This window comes from Bradyrhizobium aeschynomenes (genome assembly GCF_013178945.1).
Taxonomy (GTDB): domain Bacteria; phylum Pseudomonadota; class Alphaproteobacteria; order Rhizobiales; family Xanthobacteraceae; genus Bradyrhizobium; species Bradyrhizobium aeschynomenes.
The window spans coordinates 423,558-443,938 of the sequence record NZ_JABFDM010000006.1 but is presented as its reverse complement, the minus strand read 5'-3'; the positions used below and the strand labels follow the sequence as shown (position 1 = coordinate 443,938).

General features: G+C 64.6%; 9 protein-coding genes. 6 read left to right on the top strand and 3 right to left on the bottom strand.

Translation table 11 applies throughout. The features are described 5' to 3' along the window. Window positions 1-110 precede the first annotated feature (110 nt). A complete protein-coding gene (locus HL666_RS20070) occupies window positions 111-296 on the bottom strand; it encodes a hypothetical protein (RefSeq protein ID WP_172108389.1) in 186 nt (61 codons plus the stop codon). A gap of 501 nt (window positions 297-797) precedes the next feature. On the opposite strand from HL666_RS20070, the gene HL666_RS34610 reads away from it, so the two are divergent. Continuing rightward, a complete protein-coding gene (locus tag HL666_RS34610) occupies window positions 798-1,037 on the top strand; it encodes a hypothetical protein (RefSeq protein WP_376698603.1) in 240 nt (79 codons plus the stop codon). 27 nt (window positions 1,038-1,064) lie between these two features. Here HL666_RS34610 and HL666_RS20065 read toward each other — a convergent pair whose 3' ends face one another. Next, entirely contained in the window at window positions 1,065-1,262 is a 198-nt protein-coding gene (locus HL666_RS20065; RefSeq protein WP_210261984.1) for a hypothetical protein, read from the bottom strand. A gap of 147 nt (window positions 1,263-1,409) precedes the next feature. Next, on the bottom strand, window positions 1,410-2,597 hold the full coding sequence (locus HL666_RS20060; RefSeq protein WP_172183177.1) for an acyltransferase family protein: 1,188 nt from the start codon (window positions 2,595-2,597) through the stop codon (window positions 1,410-1,412). A gap of 594 nt (window positions 2,598-3,191) precedes the next feature. Here HL666_RS20060 and HL666_RS20055 point away from each other — a divergent pair. The 5 genes from HL666_RS20055 (at window position 3,192) to HL666_RS20035 (ending at window position 20,167) form a co-directional block, all read left to right on the top strand. Beyond that, on the top strand, window positions 3,192-3,587 hold the full coding sequence (locus HL666_RS20055; protein WP_172108391.1) for a hypothetical protein: 396 nt from the start codon (window positions 3,192-3,194) through the stop codon (window positions 3,585-3,587). 224 nt (window positions 3,588-3,811) lie between these two features. Then, window positions 3,812-4,567, top strand: a complete 756-nt coding sequence (locus HL666_RS20050; RefSeq protein WP_172108393.1) for a hypothetical protein — start codon at window positions 3,812-3,814, stop codon at window positions 4,565-4,567. A 7-nt stretch (window positions 4,568-4,574) separates the two neighbouring features. Next, window positions 4,575-8,198 carry a hypothetical protein gene (locus tag HL666_RS20045; RefSeq protein ID WP_172183175.1) on the top strand — a complete coding sequence of 1,208 codons (3,624 nt, stop codon included), beginning with the start codon at window positions 4,575-4,577 and terminating at the stop codon, window positions 8,196-8,198. Further along, window positions 8,195-9,610, top strand: coding sequence for a hypothetical protein (locus tag HL666_RS20040; protein WP_172183173.1), 1,416 nt, complete (start codon window positions 8,195-8,197; stop codon window positions 9,608-9,610). Before HL666_RS20045 ends, HL666_RS20040 begins: the two co-directional genes overlap by 4 nt. Before the next feature lie 12 nt (window positions 9,611-9,622). Beyond that, window positions 9,623-20,167 (top strand): LysM peptidoglycan-binding domain-containing protein, encoded by a 10,545-nt coding sequence (locus tag HL666_RS20035; RefSeq protein ID WP_210261982.1) that lies wholly within the window; start codon window positions 9,623-9,625, stop codon window positions 20,165-20,167. Window positions 20,168-20,381 lie beyond the last annotated feature (214 nt).

Here is a 20,381-nt window from a genome sequence, read left to right as displayed (position 1 = left end):
ACCCCACAACGACGCGCGGGTTCCTGGGCCACGCGATCCGTCGATGCTGCATCGAACTCCGCGCCCTATGCAACGCAGAGCGAGCCCTCTGCGACGCGGGCCGATATGGGTCAGCAGGCGTTGATCGCGGGCGGCTGCAAGTCGTCCGCCGGCAGAACAGCGGACTCATGCAGCTTCTTCTCGACGATCTGATAGCCGCAATGATCCAGCCATGCGATCAAGCGGTCGGCCATGGCGTAATCCCAACTGGGATATGACCTGGCGATGACTTCGCGAACCGTCATTGTCTTAGCCATGGTGTCGACCCGTTGCTCCCTTGCATTTTCATTCGAGTATTTGCGCGCAACCCCGTGGCCGATCTTTCGTCAGCTGTCCGCGCCGTTTCTCCCCGAGGAGGCCTCGATCCAACCCGTCGGTTGTCCTTGTCCCAATTTTTCCGAACTTGTCGCCATGGTGCGGTGAAAATCGGATCGTTTCGTTACATTTGATGGCGAGAGATGACGTTTGTCTTTCTGCCGTGGCGCGGCACCCCGCAACGTTCTCAACTATGGTGAAAACCTTCTCGCCACGGAGTGCCAGACCATTTCGATGGCTGGCTGTGGCGCAGTCGTGCACGGAGCAAGGCGGGCATGTGGCGGGCGGCGCGGTGTTTCGTCACAGGTCCGGTCAACGGTTCGCTTCAGAACCGTGCCTCACTGCGGCGCGCGCTGGGCGACCAGCGCTGGAACAGAGTGAAGCGCTCGAGGTTCTCAGCGGAGAACGGAGACGAACGGCCGTGGAGTGGAGGGAGCGAAGCAATGAGACTGGTAGTGCTGGCTGTGCTGACGACGGGCCTTGCGGCCGGAACGGGTGCGTCGGCCGCCAACGAATCTTGTGGGCCTGGGTGCCATGTCGCTCCCAACGGCGGTTGTGTTGTGAACGGCTGGGAGCAGGGGGCGCCGGTATGGAACGAATGCCCCGCAGGAGCGCGGCCCAGACCGCCTTGCGGCGCGGCATTCCGATGGAGCCGCCCGGCAAGGGCTTGCGTCAGCAAGTGAACGGCGACCCTGGTCCGGGGCGGGGAGTTACAGAGGCTCGGACATGGCCTCGATGTCCAACGTGAACAGGCGCTGGTCGTCCGTACCGTCCGAGCGTGCCAGCACCTGCTCGAGCAGGCCGATCACGGCAGCGGCTCGCGCGTCCTCATTGGTGTCGTCATAGCTGGTGGCTGCGAGGATCGAACCGTTTGCCTCGCACGTCGCCTTGATCTGAATAATCACCATTGCATCCCATGCCGCGTCGGATGTCCGAAAGATTGGCGGCAATCTTGTTAAATTCGCGCAAAATGGTCCGCATAAATCGCCGGTAAGGCTGCACCCTCGCGCCGCCACGCACGGATCCGGGTACCGCGCAGAACGCGCGCTGCCGTGTCAGCTTGCCTTGGCCTGAATCACCTCGCGCGGCGCACGGGTGCCCAGAGAGCGCCGGATCCAAGCCCGCGACGGCGCCTCGACGACCATGTAGGTGATCCAGGCGACCGCCGTCGTAATCGCGACGAACAGGCTGAGTCGAAGCGCAAGCTCGAGAACTCCTGGCTGGTCGGGCTTGCCGATCATTGCGAGGCGGATCAGGAATGGGTGCAGCAGGTATATCGAATAGCTGCATTCACCGCCGATGATGATGGCGCGGGACGACAGCCACCGCGCATGACCGTAGCGACTGGTGGCAACGAAGACGATCGAGAACGCCGTGATCTCGATCAGACGCACGCTGAGCTCGATCGCAAACGGCCAGTCGGGCAGGTGCGGTTGCATGAACAGCAGCGCCGGCGCGCAGGCCAGACCCGCGAGTGAGAGCCAGAACAGCACCGTCACGCAGCGTCGTTCCGTGGGGGCCGGATCGGTGCGCGCGCGGTTCTGGTAGATCATGGCCGCAAAGCACCCGGCCAGAAACTGTGCCACGTGCAGGTAGGGCGCGTAGTAGGTCAGCCATTGCATCCCATTGTGCTGTAGGCTCGGCACGAGAGCCCGCAGCATGGCGTCGCCATAGGTGAAGAATGCCGCGATCGTGAGCGCGAACGCCAGGATGTTTGCTGCCGCAAGCCAGATCATCGTCGACAGCCGAACGACGCCGGCCAGCAGAAAGCAGACGAACGGAAAAAGCAGGTAGAAGAACAGCTCGACGCTGATCGACCAAAGGTGTTGGAGGGGCGGAACGACCGCCACCAGCATGGTGCCGTTCTGAACGGGAAACCAGGCCTGCGTCATCGTCAGAATAAAGCCGAGCGAAGGAGCGGAGAGTCCCCGGGCGAGCATGAGGTAGGTGACGATCGCGGCAACGAGGACGGCATACATGGGATAGAGCCGGGCGAAGCGCGCGATCGCGAATTCCCGAATGGCGCCTGCGACCGGCTCCGCGTGAAAGCGTCCGGCGTAATTGAGCCAAAGGACAAACCCGCTCAGCACGAAGAACATGGTCATGCCGATGCTGCTGACCTGCGCGATCAACTCCGCCGGCCGGCCTTGCCCCAACGACGGTGCGCCGTGTCCGACTGCGACCGTTGCGGCCGCGACGAAGCGCAGGCCGGTCAGGGATCCAATGAAACGTTGATCACTCACGGGGAGACATCGTCCTCGCATCAGGGAGCCTGGGCGGGCTGCCCTGCATCCATGAGCGCGGTTGTAGGAACGCCGGTGCCCGCAGGCAATCCATCGCCAGTCCGTTCGTGCAGATTCCACGGAGCAGATGTCTTTGGGTCATTCCGGCGGCCATCCACACGAGAAGACGGAGGGCAAGCCTGGTCTACCCGAAGGGGGTGATCTTGTGGCTAACCTATTGAATATAAATGGATTGATCGTGAGCGGCACGATCATGCCGGCCCATCTCGCCGCGGGCTCTTCTGGCGACCGCACCGATCAAGCACGTTCCGACGCCGAGGGGGCGCAGCGTCCGGCCGGGACCGGCCGTTCATTGCATGGAAGCGCGTGAGCCATTCTCAACGACAGGCTAGCCGCCGGAATGACGCCGCTGGGCGTGTCTGATTGTTGCGCAGGTCATATCCGGCCAGGGAGGTCGCCGAGCGCGTCGTCCAAGGCGGCCCAAACAGCATCCAGCTTGCACATGGACTCGACAGCGGACCGCGGCTAGTTATCCATTGCGTCATCTCAGACGGTTGTTTGACGCTGCGCGCCTGATCGAGGACGGGAGCCGCCTTGCCCGCTGCACCATCTCAGCTCACCAATCAGACCGTCACCACCCAGCTGACGACGGATTGCAGCGCGCAGGCCGCCGCCACCTTCGACATCAACGACAGCACCTGGATCACCTTCTTCGCTAACCCCGCGATTCCATGCTGGATGGCGCTGGTGTCGGTTGGCGAATTTCAGGTCACGCTGTCCGAAGACATTAGCGTCGCCAACATCGTCTTGCGCAAGGGGCTGACCGTGGCCATGAACACGATGGGCTCCTACTACACGGTGACGATGACGGGAACGATCGTCGATTCCGGCAAGGAGAGCAGCTTTCCCGGAGCCGTATTGGGCTCGTTCACCCGCGCTGCTGCGATGAAGCGTGCGGTGCAGATGCTCCGGATGCAGGGCAGCCGCTGAAAGGCCGTCCCGTTCCGCGCGAAATGTAAACACCAGAATGTTATCGGGCACGGGCACAGACTGTGATCTGGCACAATTGACCGTCCCATCCAACTCTGTTACACGCCACAACCTCTGATAGATTTCAATCAGTGGTAGTTTGATCGATATTTGATTCGTTTCAACTGTGTTGCCCGGATCTGCTGCAGGTCTCGGCCTGCGTTATTACAAAAAGGGAGATAGCTATGGTCGATCACGAAGCCGTTCGTTTCACTGCTCCTTCGGTCGTCAAGACCCCCACCAGCCCCAACACCGATGTCGTCGCGACGCCGACCGGTGATACGAACAACACCACTCAGCTCGTCTTCGAGTATCAGGGGCGCATCCCTGTCTGGACGCCGGTGGTGTCGCAGGCGCAACCTCAAGTCGTTCTCGGGGCTGACATCACGATCGGCGCAACGACCTGGCGCAAGGGCATCACGGTTCAGTATGCGGCGCTCGGGTCGACCCAGTACACCGTGACCATCATCTCGGGGGAGATCGTGGACGATCGTGGCCTCTACTCGCTCCAGGGCGTGACGCTCGGCATCTTCCCGATCAGCTCGTCGATCAAGGCCGCGCCGTCGGCCGCGGCGCTGCGGACCGAAGAGTACCCGCGCGCGGCGTTCACGGCTCTGCCGACGGTGAACACCCCGACCAGCCCCAACAGCAATGTGGTGACGACGCCGAGCGGCGACACCAACAATACCACCTACGTCTCATTCCAGTATCAGGGGCGCATCCCGGTCTGGACGCCGATCGTCTCGCAATCGCAGATTACCGCGGTGCTCGGCGCCGATATCACCATCGGGGCGACGACGTGGAAGGCGGGCATTACTGTGCAATATGCGGCGCTGGGCTCGGCACAGTACACGGTGACCATCATCAAGGGCGACATCATCGACGATCGCGCCCTCTATTCGCTGGCGGGTACGCTGCTCGGCATCTTCCCGATCGGTTGATACGGCCATGGACGCGCTTGCGTCAGCGCAGTTCGAGCAGGTCGGCTCCACCGCGATCTACGAGACCAGGGTTGCCGGCTCAGTTGGCTGGGCCGGCTACCTTCTCGGCGCAGGTGCGTCGCTGCCACCGTTCATCAACTACGACGACTCGCTGAAGAAGTACGGTGGCAGCTATCTCTTCGCGACGCAGCGGCCCGCCGATCTCGATCGGGATCCCGGCGGGTTCGCCAAGCGCGTTCGAGATTACATCGGCGCGGCGACGGGCAACCGCGCCGTCGTCTGGCTGGCATCGGCGAATCCGGTCGTGTTCGGCGATTTCAAACGCTATGGCGTCGGCTTCATCCATCTGCCGCCGGTCTACCAGGTGTCGGGCAACCTGAACCTCTGGTTCGCCGGCAACGCCAAGTTCTACGTTCTCGATCAGAGTCGCATCGATATCGATGGCGGGGCTCTGCGCCTGTCTGGCTCGGCGACGAGCTCGCCGCCGTTCATCGGCTTCTCCGGCAAGGGCGACAATCCGCTCGGCATTCGGATCGCGCCGGCCAACAGTCGCATCTACGCGTACGTACCGTTCAGTGGCGCCAACACTGGCTGTGTGACCTTCGACGGCCTGCTCGATTCAAAACAGGCCTTCGTCGCCCAGGGCTTGGGGCAGGGCTTCCGTTACACCGTCAACAACAGCGCGGTATCCTCGCTGCAGGCTGCGCAATATGCAGTGATGACAGTGGCGGCCTTGCCGCCGCAGCTTTCGATCGCCGGCGCCTTCGACCTGGGTGATCCCGCCAACCGCGTCATTGATCGAACGCTGCTCGAACAGGGCTATCTGCGCTCGGGCTTCGCCATCAAGGCCGCGCCGTCGCTGACCAGCGAATTCCGCACCACCGGCGGACGCGTGGTGCAGCTGACGCCGCTCGGGGCCGGCAGCGCGGATACGGCGCCGTCGCTCGGGGCAGGTGGCTTCGCTTTCGCCACCAGCGTCGCGAAAACGGTCGCGACCGATGCCGGCACCGCCTATCTCAGCCTGGCGGGCCAATACGCGCTCAGCGCCGACGGCAGCTCGGCTGGCCAGGTCGCGAAGCTCATGGGCGGACTGTTCGGATCGGAAGCTCTCAGCTTCAGGACCTTCGACGCGAACCTGCCTGCCGCACAGAACGATCGTCTCAACGCCATCCCATCAAAGCCGGGCTATGCGCCGGTGTTTCCGTTCGAGACGGCGGATCTCAACCGCCCCGCGAGCGGCGCCGTCGCGCCGCGCCTGACCGACGACTATCAGACCTCCTGGGTGACCATCATCTCCGGAGGCGGCGCCGTCGACTATCTCGCCGAGCCGGAAGGCAGCGCGATCTACGGAGCCGCCGCAGCCGGTGCCCCCGACGACGCGGCGATCCTGCAATCGGCGCCGCCATTCATGCCGCTCGCCCAGGGCAACGACAAGACGTTCCCGCTCGTGCCGTACGGAGCCGTGGCGAGCAGTGGCCTCGACGGCGCGACACTCGTCCAGTTCGAAAGCCAGATCGTGGCCGCAACGCGCAAATCGCTGATCTCGAGCTATGGCAGCAAGACGTGGTCGGCGCGGGTTCAGGCGGCACGAGCCCATGCGTTGCACGGCGTGCTGGCCGACGGACCCGGCACCGATGGGACGACGCCGCAAGGCTTCATCATCGAGCGCGATCCGGGGACGGGAGCCTATCTGAACGTCAGCATGGCGCAGTCGCTCAATCAAGACGGCAAGACTCTGCCGTTCGCGTTGTCTCATCCGACTCCGGCGATGCAGGACGCATTGCAGACCAACCAGCTGTTTCTGGTCGCCGTCAATCCGGAACCGTTCGGCACGGGTGCTCAATTCGCCAACACCGTCAACATCGCGGGCTGGACCATGACTGCGGCAGTCGGCGCCGGAGCGTCGGCGACCGCCTATCGTAACGTGATGATCATGAAGTTCTGCTCCGGCTCGTTGCTCGACCGGGTCACCAATGCCAATCGCTGGACCTCGGCCGAGCAGTTCTCGCTGCTGCCCGGTACGCCGCCGGCCACGGCCGCGCTGTCCTACACCGGTCTGTCGCAATGGCTACAGGACTACATCGCAGACGCGATCACCAGGTCGAAGGGCACATCGGGTCCGTTCTACGAGAACTTCGCGCGAATCGCCCAGGATCCGAACTGGACCGGCGTCATCGTGCTCGCGGCCGATCTCGGCCAACGCGACATGCCGCCGGAAATTGCAGGTCTGGCCGCCGGCATCGACTTCACTCGTTTCAATGCTCATCATTTCGGCTTCACCGTCAGTCGCGTCACCGTCGAGGCGAGCACTGGCAGGATCACGATGCCTCCGGGCAGCTCGAGCCTGTTCGGCCTGATCGACTACGAAGATCCGCGCTATGCGATGAACGTCTCCAATGGCGTCGCGCCCGACGTGCCCGTGCCGGTGCAGATGAGCGGCGATTTCGATTTTACCGTGCTGCAGCTGCAATCGTTGTTCGAGAATGCCAGGCTGACGCGGTTCGAAAGCCATGTCCAGCTCTCGGTTGCGGCCCTGTTCGGCGCGCCGGTGTCGCGCCTGTACTCGCGCGGCAAGCCGCAGCCCTTCACTGGGATCGTGCTCAAGGGCAGCTATGTCGATCAGGGCGGCCGCACGGCCTATGTCTTCGAGCAGAACACGACCAATGTCCTGACCAGCCCGTCGAACGTGCTGCTGGCCGTCGCATTCGACCGCGTACAGTTCAACACGCTCGGCACCCAGGACCAGGGCGCGACGGTGGCGAGCAACTTCCTCGTCTGGGGGCAGCTCGATTTCACCGCGCTCGAAAGCAACACCGGAGAGACGCTCGACCTGCTGTCGTTCGGCAGTCCGCCGGACACGCCGGAGGCGGCGCTCGGCGTCGGCCTTGCCTTTTCCGGTCTCGCCGTCGGAATGACCTATCCGCAGGCGACGCCTGGCGCCAAGCGGTTCGAGGTCGCGACCGGCAATCTCGCGTGGAATCTCAACGGCTCGACGATGCGCGACACCAGCCTGTTCCGCGGCTTCGCGCTGCAGCTGAAGAGCTTCGTCAACGCCTCCGGCGATCAGAAGCCGTCCGATCTGGGCTTCCTGCCGGTGACGTCGCAGCTCAACCTCACTGAGCTGGAGGGGCCGTGGTTCGGCGTCGTCTACGACATCACGCTGGGCGGACCGGGTGCGCTTGCCTCCGGCGTCGGCTTCCAGTCGCAGTTGCTGGTCGCCTGGTCGCCGGTCACCACCGGCTCGGATGCAGAGCATGCGGTCTTCATCGGCATGAGCCTGCCGGGCGCGGCACCCGGTGCCAGCCTGTTCAGCATCCAAGGCGTCATCAAGGTCGCTGTTGGCGCGATCTCGATCCTGCGCCAGCCGGTCCCGACAGCAACGGGGCGCATGCTGGCCGACGCCGCTCCGAAATGGTTCTACTGCCTGCGGATCGACGATATCGCCATCAAGATCTTCGGCATCGCCAAGCTGCCGCCGTCCGCCAACATCCAGTTCTTCCTGTTCGGCGATCCCGACAACACCGGCAGTCTCGGCTGGTATGCCGCCTATGTCGCCGACGACAATCCAGGCTGCGAGCAGTCGCTCGCGTTTGCCAAACGCAAGCCCGAGCTGCAGGAGCCGTCATCATGACGCGGATCCTGTTCTGGAACATCGAGAACTTCTCGGTCAACAAGATCTTCTCGGCGTCGATCAAGCGGCAGCGCGGGCACGGCGGTCTCAACGACATGCAGAGCGCGATCCAGCGTCGCGCCGTGATCAACGCCGTGCTCGCCGCCGCGCAGCCGGACATCATCGTCATCATCGAGGTGAGCTCCGGCGACAACGCGCCGAACGCGCTGGCGAGCCAGACCGGCGGAATCAATGCGCTCGCCATGGTGCAGTTCGGGCTCAACAATCCCGGCACGATGGTGGCCGGCGGATGGAACGCGGTGCCGCCGCTCTATACGGGGACCGGCGGTCGCTCGGAGACCGTGGGCATTCTCTTTCGGCGCACCAACAACGCAGGCACGCTCAATCGCTACTTCACCGGGCCCAACATCTGGACCGGCGGGCACGCCGGCCTGTCGGTGCCGCCGGGCGGCGGCGTCGCCACGCCCTACAATGGCATGGCGGTGCCGGTCGGCGCCGTCAACGTCAACGGATTGCTGGTGCCGCCGGGGCTTGGCGGTGTGCGGCAGATCCCGGCAGGGGCCCAGCACAATGGCGGCCTCAATGAGGATGTCGTCGCCGCGCGCATCGCCTTCACCACGCCGCTCGGTGCGGGCGTCGCATTCGGCGGGTTGCGCGAGCCGTTCATGGCGACGTTCACGGAGGCCGACAATCTCGGCAACGTGCAGCGGGACATCACCATCTTCGGCATCCATTCCCCGCCCAACAACCCTGCGGCGGCGAACTACATCACCACGCTGTCGACCATCAACGACATCGTAGGCGGCTTGGGCGCCAACGAGACGCGGGTGATCGGCGGCGATTTCAACGTCAATCTGTTCGCGGTGAACGGCACGGCCTCGGGCCTCTACAATCCGCTCACCGGTGGCCCAGGCGCCTATACGCTGCTCGTCAGTCCGACGGCAGTAGGCGTTCCAGTCAATCTGGACCAGTACAAAGGTTATTTCTCCACCCATATCCGCGGCAAGACCAAGACCGCCGCGTCGAAATTCCTGTGGTCCAACGGCGGCGGGCCGGGCCAGAGCTTCTATCCCGGCTACGGCTATGTTGGATCCAACTTCGTCGCCGCGCCGTTCTACTCGATCGATAACGTGCTGGTCTGGCCGCATAATGGCTTGCACAACTATCAGACCACGATCATGAACACCGTCAGCGGCACGCCGATGAACGCGGTGATGGGGCCGCCGGACAATCCTCCCCCCGGTGCGATCGCTTTGGCCAACCAGTTCACCGCGGCGCCGATGGGCTGGCCCGGCGCCCCCACGGCAGCGAACTATCCGGGGATCGGCGGCGCCGGAAATCTGACCGGCTGGAGCAACTACGGACGCGTTCGCAACACCAGCGATCACTTCGGCATCTTCGCCGACATCTGAGGGAGCGCCGGCATGAGCGCTATCGACAATCTCCGCGCCGCTGTCGAAGCCGCTGCCGGTGACACGGCCTTCGCGCTCGATGCCGCGTTCCTGACGGCGGGCCTCGCCGATCCCGCCGTGAAGCTTCCCGCTGACTACGACACGTGGCTGAGCCAGGCCTTCTTCCTCAAGGCCGCAGCCGACTTCAAGGTGACGGTGGCAAAGTCCGACGTCGGCCCGGTCGACGGGACGGCGTTCACGGTGCAATCGGCGACGATCCCGTTCGTCGGTGCCTCCGCGCCGCTCGCCGCGAAGGCCACGCTCGTGTTCTCCGTAGACGGCGACCAACTGATCGTGCAGGCCGAGGCGACGCCGTCGAACTGGACCTGGACGAGCAGCTTCGCCTTCATGGGCGGCTTCCCGTTCAATCAGTTCGGCACGCTGAAGAACGTCAGCTTTGTCTTCTCGACGGCGACCGGCACCTATCCATATGGCGACTCCGCAGGCCGCGCCGTGAGCGGCGGCGCCGTGCAGAATTTCGTTGCCAAGGTCGCTCTGCCGGATGTTGCCAAGCCCTTCCTGCTGCTGTTTCCGGGCCTCACCGCGCCCGCGGGTGATCTGCAGCTGAGCGGCGCTCTCAACATGGGCATCTTCAACGGCGAGACCGTGCTGTTCCCGCCGGGGCAGCTGCGGGCGGCGATTCAGGATGGCACGTTCAAGCTCGCGTCGCAGTTCACCGTCAAAGACCCAAGCCTGGCTCTGACCATTCCCGCGCCCGATGGTGCGGACGAGGTCGATGGCGTGCTGGTGCTGGCCGATCCCGCCGATCCGGATGCCGGCGATCAGGCGCCGACGCTCGCGATCTCCTCGCAGTTCGACGTCGGCAGCACCGGCTCCTACCAGCTCGACGTCGAGATCACGCCCGGCGCGGACGCCAACTACTCGGTGGCGCTCGCCGTCGTCGAAGGCGGCGCGCCGCTGACGCCGGCGACGGTGATCGAGGTGATGGGCGGCAATGGCGGCTATCTCGCCGCGACGCCCGACGTGCTGCAGCAGTTTCTCGCTTTCGTCGGTCTCAACGGCTTCTCGATCGCCGGCACCCTCGGCCGCTCGCCGACGATCACGGCGGTCTCGATCGAGATCGGGAGCTCCAAGGATACCAGCTGGCAGATCCTGCCGCCGACCGGCGTGCTCGACTTCAAGATCACGAGCTTCTCGCTGCAATGGTCGATGGCCTATCCGTTCGACGGCGCCAAGCGGCAGCAGACCTACGATTTCACGACCGAGTTCGTGCTGGCGCCGAGCGTCTTCAAGGGGCCGGACGGCGAGGGCGACGGCGTGTTCACCGTCCAGTTCACGTCCGCCAAGCAGTTCTATGCGTCGTTCGCGGGGACCGCCAAGCTGAGCGACTTCCTGACGGCGCTGTCCGGCGGGGCCGTCATGCTCGACGTCGAGAATGTCGGCGATTTCGAACTTGGCGACATCGCGGTCGCGGTCGACTATAGCGCGCAGAGCTTCCAGTTCGATGCGGGTTTCAGCCTGACGCTCAATCTGCTGAAGATCAACGATCAGCCGATCCTTGCCGTGCGCGACGGCACGGTCTCGATCGCGGCGCAGACTCCGACGCAGACGGAGGGGGGCGGCAACGCAACGACGTTGCTGCGGGCCGCGCCGCTTCCGATGCTGCAGACCTCGCGGGCGGTCGCCTTGCAGACCGCCTCGCAAACGCAGTGGAAGTCGAGCGTCGCCGGCTTCCTCGACGTCGGGCCGCTGCACACCAAGGTCAGCGTGACCTATGACGGGTTCGAATCGCCCAAGCGATGGGATCTCGCCGCCTCGCTGGAGGAACCGCTGAAGGTCTCGGAGCTGATCAACCAGTTCTTCTCGCCCGGCGGCGCCTACGGTTTCCCGAGCTTCCTGCCCGGCAATCTCGTCATCGCCGAATTCGGGATCACCGCGACCATTCCGGCCGAGCAGGGCGAGCTGAAGACGAGCTACGACATCACCGTCGGGTTCAGCTGGACGTTCACCTTCGGCGATCAGACCGTCGGAATCGATCCGGCGCGGCTCGGCGTCAGCTATGACGGCAGCAAGCCGGCGCAGCAGCAGTTCTCTGGCTTCGCGCAGGGGACCTGGGTCTACACGGCGATCAACCTCAAGCTCACGATGGGCTATGAGTTCAAGACCACCGAACTGGGCTCGAACAACATTCTGTTCGTCGACTGGGAAGGATTTCGCGCGACGTGGGAGAGCGGCAAGGAGCTGGTCACATTCAGCCTCAAGGGCTGGAGCATCGGCTCGCTGGTGCAGGCGCTGGTGCGCACGCTCGGCAACCCGTATTTCACGCTGGACTCGCCGTGGGACCTGCTCAACCAGATCTCGCTCGATGCGTTGCGCGTCAACGTCTCGCTCAAGAACGGCGAGAGCTTCTCGCAACGCCTTTCGGCCAGCTACGAGCTGTCGAGCCCGATCAATCTCGGCTTCATCAGCATCACTGCGCTGACCTTCCGCCGCGGCACCGATGGCAAGGTGACGCTTGCTATCGAAGGCTCGAGTCCGCTCGTTGCCGACGATCCGGCGTTCAAGAATCTGCTGGATCCGGCCAAGGGGCAGGACGTGCAGAACCTGCCATCGGTGCCCGGCCGAGGCGAGGAATGGTTCAAGCTGTTCCTGCTGGTGCTGGGACAGCGCATCGGCATCACCGGTCATTCCAGCTTCAACAGCACCAAGGAGGTGATCTGCGCGCTACAGTCCGTCCCGAGCACGACGGGCAAGATGAATCCGGTGGATCCCAACGCGGACCAGGGCGGCGCGCCGGGGCTGCCCTATTACGACCAGTCGAACAACTGGCTCATCGCCGGGCATCTCGGCCTGATGAAGGTCGCCGGCACCTGGTCGATCGATGCCATGCTGGTGTTCAACGACCCCAACCTCTACGGCCTGCGGCTGGCGCTCGCCGGCGAGAAGATGGGCGGGCTCGCCAATCTCGTCGTCGACATCCTCTATAAGAAGATCACCGACGACATCGGCGTCTACCAGATCGATTTCACCTTCCCGGACATCATTCGCAACCTCAATTTTGGCGCCGTCTCGATCACGTTGCCGCAGCTCGGGATCAAGGTCTACACCAACGGCGATTTCTTCATCGATATCGGCTTCCCGTACAATCTCGATTTCCGCCGCTCGTTCTCGATTTCGGTGATCGTCTACGGCGTTCCGGTGCTGGGCGCGGGCGGCTTCTACATCGGCAAGCTCTCCAACGCGACGTCGACCAAGATCCCGAAGACCAATCTCGGCACCTTCGATCCGGTCATCGAGTTCGGCATCGGGCTGCAGCTCGGCTTGGGCTACAATTTCGAGAAGGGTCCGCTGAAGGCGGGCTTTGCGCTGACGGTGTTCGGCATCGTCGAAGGAGTCGTGGCGCCGTGGCATCCTTATGACCCTGCGCGCACACTGGCATCTCGCGCAAGCAGCGGCGCGCTGCAGAGCGACTATTATTTCAAGCTGTCGGGAACGGTCGGCATCATCGGGCTACTGTATGGCAGCGTCGATTTCGCAATCATATCCGCCTCCGTCAACGTCAAGATCGTGCTGTCGATCCAGCTCACCTATGAGAGCTATCGCGAGATTCCTGTGGTCGCCAGCGCGAGCGTGACGATCAGCCTCAAGGTCAAGATCAATCTCGGTCTGTTCTCGATCTCGATCAGCCTGTCGTTCTCGGCCCAGGTGTCTGCGACCTTCGTGATCGGACAGACCAGCACGGCGCCGTGGGAGGTTCAGGGGGGGCGGGCCGACGCGCTGCTGATGCAGCGGGCTCACGCGCGCGGACCGGACGCGGTGATGCGGCTGGCGCGCAGCTTGAAGCCGCGTCCAAAGCGGCTCGCGCCGGCTGTCGCGCATCGCATGGGCCTTGCGACCAGTGCGGGAGACAAGCCCAAGCTGTCGGTGATGGCGGGGGCGCAGTACACCGTGCTTGCTCCGGAGGGCGCAACGGATGCAGCGTCGAACCAGGGCGCTTTCGTGCTCCTGCTTGCGATGGACGCGCCGGATGCCGCTGCGAGCGTGCCGTCCGCCACCAAGACATCGTTCGACGTGCTCGCCGAGGTCTACTTCCCGTGGATCATCGATGCGCTGGGCAACGAGAGCGGCCATGAGGCTGAACTCGCCGAGACGCTGGCGACGTCGGTGACGCTCACCCAGCTGGAGGCCTATGTCGCTCGCCTCGCCGACACTGCCGATCCATTCCTGTCGATCACCGGGCTGCTGCAGTTCCTCGCCGACGGGTTCAGGCTCGACATCTTGAACCCGGCGACGGCTCAGTCCTCGGGGCTGAAGGCCAAGCTCGACGCCGGCTCCGTGCTGTTTCCGGTGTTCGACGGATTGAAGCTGCAAGTCCCCGCCTTGTCCGGTGGCCAGACCTCGCCGATCGCGTTCGAGACCTACGCCACGGCGACGCCCGGCTATGCGACTGCGGTCAGCAACATGTTCGCGCAAGTGGCCGCGGACATCCAGGCTCAGAACAAGGAGATGCGCCGGCTCGCCGCGGAGAACGATGCGAACTCGACGGAGTCGATGGCCGCCCTGGTCTTCGTCGATACCTTCACGCTGATCGCCCGCCAATTGCTCCAGGCGGCGGCCGACGCGCTGAAGAGCTACGCCTATCCGCTGGCGCCAAGCAGCGCCATCGGTGGGATCCTCGACGAGCTCAACAGGATTCCCGGGAATGCCTTGACGATTGCTGATGTCGTGCAACCCAATGTCGATCATGCCCTGGGGGCCGGACTGTCGCTGCATATCGAAGGCCTCGAATACGTGGTGCAAACCGGAGACACCCTGCAGAGCATCGCGGACCGTTATTCCGATGCGGTGAAGCCGCCGCGCTGGACGTCCACGCCAGACCGCCTGATCGTCGCCAACCAGTCCCGCCATATGCTGCAGGGAGGCGTTGGCCTGATGCTGACCAACAGCCAAGGCCAGCAGCAGGCTTACGTGACCAGGCAGGGTGACAGCTTCGCCGACATCGCGCTGCAGCTCGGCGCGATTTCCATCGACGCGCTCGCTGCACAGAGCGTGCTCTACGGCGCCGTCGGCCTGCTGCAGCCGACCTTGCCGCTCGCGATCTGGCCGATCGCCTACAAGACGGAGGGAACATCCGGCCCGTCGTCCGATACGTTGGCCAAGGTGGCGAGCCTGTTCCAGACCACCTCTGTGGCGGTTGCGGATGCCAATCGCGACGTGCCCGGCCTGTTCTCTGTGGAGGCGGAGCGCGGCCTGCTCACGATCGCCAATCTGGAGGCGCAGTCGGTTGCGGCGCTGTGGTCGGCGATCGAAGCCACCGGCCAGGTCGGGCAGACCGCCGGCATGGTCTCGCGGTTCCTCGTCTATGGGCTACGGCTGCCGGTCCTGGATGGACTGACGCTGTCCAATGCGTTCCTCTATCCGCGGACACAGTCGGGATACGGCGTCTATCAGCTCACCGGCCAGCAGTTTCCGACTCCCAACGCTGCCACGAGCTACAAGATCGACTTCGCGCGCGAGAAGCAGAGCCACGGTGTCCCGCTCGACTTCATCTTGCTGAACGACAGCACCGATCTCAGCATGGAGGTCGATCTGAGCCAGGCCTATGCCGCCCTGAACGTCGTGGTCAGCTGGGCTAAAGCTCCCGGCAATTTCGCGCCGAGCCCGACCTTCGCGGCGTTGCCGCTCGCCGAGCGCCAGCCGCGGCCGTTTACCGCCAGCGGCTATGCGCGCTGGTCGAGCGGATCCGTCGCGAGTCTGTTGGCGCTGACCAATCGCGGCGGGGTGGCCGCGGCCGGTGATGCCGGCGCGCAGGTACAGCCGACGTTGTGGAGCCTGCCCCCGGCGCAGACCAATCTGGTCGCCATGCGCGAGCAGTCGATCCGCGCCGTCATGCCAGATCTGCGCTCGACCTACGCGCTGCTGCCCAAGTTCCAGCCACAGATCGGCCGCAGCAATCCTGCAACGGGACGCACCGACTACGCTGGCATCGCACGGTGGGCCTGGTGCACGCGACTGGACGTTCAGATCAAGCGTCTGCCGGACGCGGCGGCGATCGCTGCCCGGGGCGTCGGTGCCGGCGATCTGCCGAGCGGTCCGGCATCGTCCCCAACGTTGCCGTTCGTCTATGAGCTGGTGGGACCCAGCTCGGAGGATGCGGTGCGGCTGCAGCGCATCCTGACCGCCATGGACGCGCTGGGCGAAGGCATCGCCTCTGCGGTGTTCCTGCTCTACAATCAGTCCGGACCTGGCGCACCGATGCTGGTGACGCCGGCGGATGCCAACTTCCTGGCCTTTATCACCCAGACCAACCTGTCGACCGAGACCAATCCGGCCGCCGCTCTCCGGCTGATGCTGGCGGCCGAGGACGCTCCTCCGCGCGGCATTGCCAATTCCCCGGCGCAGTTCATCCGCCTGATGTGGGAGCTCAGCACGGTCCGCAGCGGCGGCTACTATCTGTATTACGAGAACGTCGAAAGCGGCGAGGGCCTGCCGGCCGGCGTTTTCGACTCGTCCGGCTCGGGCATTGTGACGGTGGTCGTGACGTTCGCTGCGCAGGGCAGCAACTCGTTCGGCAAGACGCTCCCCGATTTCGTCAACGCCTTCGTGACGACGGACGCGGTCGACCCGCAGGCAGACTTGGTGCAGACGGTCTCGCTCGCCTCGACCGGCACCACGGCCCCGGTCGCGGCGGGTGCCTCGCTCGATATGCTTTCCGCGATCTACGGTCCGGGGCCCGGGCGCATCGCCGAGGTCAACGCGACCAAGCCGCTCGACGCGGGCGCGCTGGTGCCGATCGTGGGCGCGGTGCGCCAGTTGACCGACGCGGATCTCGTCCGTGGCGCCGGCGGCGTCATCGATGCGCCGGCTACGCTCGACAAGCTCGCCAAGCTGTTCTCTGCCGGAGCCGTCCATTCGATCACCGGCCAGGACATTGCCGCGTTCAATCCTCAGGTCGCCGTTGCGCTCGCGGCGGTGTTCTACATTCCGCCGCTGACCTACCAAGTCAATTCCTCAGCCGCGCCCGGGATGAGCTTCGCCAGCATGGCCGCGTATTACGGGTTGGATGTCGACCTGATCGCCCGGGGTGCCAGCGCTGCGCCGGGACTGTTTCCGGTCAATGCCGTGCTCGATCTCGATCCGCAGCTGTTCTCCCTGCGCGATCAGTTGCCGCCGCAGAACATCGGGTTTGGCCTGACGCGCAACAATCTCGGTCTGCCGCCCGACGATCCCGCAGCGCCCGACTTTGCCAGGAAGACGATGTACCAGCTCTACACCTCGCTGGCCGCGGGGCTCGCAGGCAGCGTCTTCTACAAGGCGAGTCCGCTGGGCATGCCGTTCGGTCCCCAGGACCATGACGACGATGGGTCCAGCGCGTTCGAGAGCCATGCGCGCTCTGCGAAGACTCGCGGCAACCGCCTGGCGCAGGTCGCCATGGCCGATCTCGATTATCGCCAATCCATCGGCATCGCTGCGCAGTTCGCGCTGGTCAACGCCGCGCCCAATCCACCCGATCCGGATCTGCCGCCGAAGGCGGGCAATCCCTATCTCGGTGTCGGCACCATGGCGCAGGTCGCGCTGCAATGGCGCGACATCTTCGGCAACACCACCGTGACGCCATTCGAGGCGCCGCCGCAAGGCTATCGCGGCGCACTCAATGGCGCGGCGGTGCCGATGCTGTATCGCGACGAACTGATCGGGCTGGGGTCCTGGACCAACACCAACGCCAGCTATAGCTACGAGGCCAGTGGCGGGGCCGCGTTCAAGCTCTCTCTGTCTCTCAACGGTGCCGCCTATACCGGCCCTGACGGTGCCGCGCGGGCCGCCGACGATCTCTCGCTCTACACTCGGATCTACTATCAACTGCATCAGGACTATTCGACCAATGTCGCGGTGCACGTGCCGGGCGTGTCCGGAAATGCGGTTGCGATGCGGCTGTCGAATTCGCTGATGGACAAGCCCGATGTGGATCTCAGCGACGTGCAGGCGGACATCATCCGCGGCTATGTGCGTGCCTGCGTGCTCTACCTCAAGCGGGTGGCGCAGGGGCAGACGCCAGCGGCCCCGGCAGCGTTGCTGTCGCTTCCGATCGACGTGAATGCGATCGCCGCCGGCAATATCCTCGAGCTCGATGTGGCGCTCACGCTCAGCCGCAATCCGCTGCTGGTCGATCCGGCGGTGGCAGCGCTGCTGGGCGACACCGGCGTGGCCGCAGCGATCCTGCCGCGCGCCGATGGCGATGGCAACGTCGCCTACACGGTGTTCAGCAAGGACTTCGAGGCGATCTTCGCCACGACCGACTGGTATCTCAAGGTCGGGCAGGGCCTGTCCCGCGACGGCGAGGATGCGGCGGACGGAGCTCAGCAGCTCTGGGCCGTCCGCTTCGGCCGGGCGGCCGGCCAGGGCATTCACTTCAAGCTGGGGACCTCGCCGAGCTACTTCGCGCCGAAGCCGATCGCCAAGGCGCTTGCAAGCGGCGATGCGACGATCACGCGCTATGACAGCGGCGATTCCGATACGCTGCATCTCGACGGCGTCGATCTGAACCAGTGGTTCCAGAGCGCGCTGGATGCGATCGATCAGTTCCTCTCGGCTGACTACGCGCCGCACGCCTTCATCCTCGATCGGATCGACGGCGTGACCGATCCACTCAAGAACGGCTCGCTCGGCAGCGTGCTGTCGACCAAGGAATTGCTGGCCGATACGATCAGCCTGAAGACCTTGCCGGTGCTGTCGACCAGCGCGGGCGATCCTTCGACCGGATTCGCCGCCAGCGAGAAGCTGCGCCAGCAACTGCTCAATCAGCTCGGCGCAGCCTATCGCGCCGGCGCGGCCGTCGTGTTCGGGCTGACCGAGGTGACGGGCGGCGGCGACAACAATCCGGCCGGGCCGCCAAACCTCTACGGTCAGCCGGGCGGTAGCATCGAGGGCGCCGCGGACAATCAGAATTTCACGCTGACGCCAACGCGTATCCCGCTCGGCGAGGTCTACGATCCCACCAGCAAGAGCTGGTACGATCCGCGGCTGGCCTTCGTGTTCGCGACCAAGAACGTCGTCGACCAGGCCTATGTGCCGCTCAAGTTGACGCTGTCGCTCAGCCATCTCGAATTCGAACGGCGCACGGTCGCCGGCATCGACGGCTATGTCGATTCGCGATGGCTCGCCTTCGTCAACGGACCATTCAGCTACCCGCTGGGCGGCGACGAGGTCACCAACATCCCCGTGGTCAATCGCGATCTGCCGACGCCGCCGACCGTCTCTGCACAGCGGGCACAGCAGCTCACCGGCGAGGGCGCGACGGATCCGTCGAAGCTGAGCGCCTGGAGCTACGCGTTCGACTATCTCTATCAGCAGGCGGCAGCTGATGCGGTGTCCTGCACGGTCGAGTTCAACCGTCCGAATCCGACTACGCTACGCGGCGCGGCGCGGCTGAACGGTGAACCGGACCTGTTCACCGCGCTCGCGAAGTTCGTCGCCAATTATCCGGCCATCCTTCGCGATTTCAACCAGTCTCTCGTCAACATCGATGGCGCAGAGCCTGATCCAGCCACGCTCGCCGCCGCGCGCAAGGCGACCGCTGCGTTCGCGTTGGAGACCAAGCAGATCGCTGATGCCTACGCGCGGGAGACGGTCGGAGCTGCGAAGCTTGCGGCTGCGCCGGCGCATGTGATCGTGAAGTTCCTGTCGACACTCGACGGCACCAGCGACGGGCATGCGCGCACCAATCTCCTCGACATCACCATTGATGGCGTGGCGGCGAGCTGGGATGCGGCAGCTGGAACGATCTCGAACGGGACCACCACGCTCTCGGCGCCGGTGGCCGCGATCGCGCCCGAGCTCTATACGCCCCAGGCGGTACCGCCAGCGGAGCTGCCGGCGGGGGTGCAGATCGCTTATGTCTATACGCGTCAGGTCGACGGCAAGACGGTCTATCTCAGGGAAGAGGAGGCGCGTGGGCTGCCCGCCCGAACGGTTTCGGTATCCCCGCTCGATGTGCTGTTGTACCAGAGCGGCTGGGCGTCGGTGTTCGTGCAGCGCAATCTCGCGCTGTTCCCGCTGGCTGATCTCACGACCACCAGCACTAACCCGGCGTTCCTGTTCCAGACGCCGGAGGTGCGCTTTGCCTCCACGGTCGTTCCACAGTTGAACTACAACGCTTTCTCGCTCGACGCGATGTCGGGCGCGTCCGGCAACCTGGATGCGCGTCTGACGACATTCTTCGCGGGGCTCTATGCCGACGGCAATGGCAGCACCAGCGACGAGGTCGCGATGCAGGGGATGTACAGCTACGAGATCGTGGCCGGCCAGCCGGCAATTCCTCGCGTGCGGCTGCCGATCAATCTGCTGACGCCGACCCCGTCGGTGGTCGATCCAGGTGTGAAGCCGGCCTTCGTGGCCCCGTTCGCGCAGATGATCGACGCTTGGCGGGGGGCGACCAACCCGACGACGTCCGGACACGCCCGCGTCGAGATCGAGCTGAAGGTCTTCGGCGGCGTCGGCGATGCGACGCAGCCGTTGATCCAGGTCAGCCGGCTGACCCACGACGTCGCGAGCGCCTGAGCGCGCTCGGTTGCTGCTCCTGTCGGATGCCGCCGCAGCGGTCGCATGAGGCGACTGGCGCGCTCGGAGGGATTCGAACTGAGCTCCTAACCAATTGATTCAGACGCACAACTTTGCAACAATTTGGTTTGAGGGACAAATCAAGGGACGGGTCGTTCTGTCTTGCAGTTATCAACAAGCTTCTTGCTTAAAGGCTGGTGCGCCGAACCAAGCG

What these genes read in the sequence shown, in the direction of transcription:
- HL666_RS20040 (WP_172183173.1), top strand. Translation starts at nt 8,195, where the DNA reads ATGACGCGGATCCTGTTCTGGAACATCGAGAACTTCTCGGTCAACAAG.
- HL666_RS20045 (WP_172183175.1), top strand. Translation starts at nt 4,575, where the DNA reads ATGGACGCGCTTGCGTCAGCGCAGTTCGAGCAGGTCGGCTCCACCGCG.
- HL666_RS20070 (WP_172108389.1), bottom strand. Translation starts at nt 296, where the DNA reads ATGGCTAAGACAATGACGGTTCGCGAAGTCATCGCCAGGTCATATCCC.
- HL666_RS20065 (WP_210261984.1), bottom strand. Translation starts at nt 1,262, where the DNA reads ATGGTGATTATTCAGATCAAGGCGACGTGCGAGGCAAACGGTTCGATC.
- HL666_RS20050 (WP_172108393.1), top strand. Translation starts at nt 3,812, where the DNA reads ATGGTCGATCACGAAGCCGTTCGTTTCACTGCTCCTTCGGTCGTCAAG.
- HL666_RS34610 (WP_376698603.1), top strand. Translation starts at nt 798, where the DNA reads ATGAGACTGGTAGTGCTGGCTGTGCTGACGACGGGCCTTGCGGCCGGA.
- HL666_RS20035 (WP_210261982.1), top strand. Translation starts at nt 9,623, where the DNA reads ATGAGCGCTATCGACAATCTCCGCGCCGCTGTCGAAGCCGCTGCCGGT.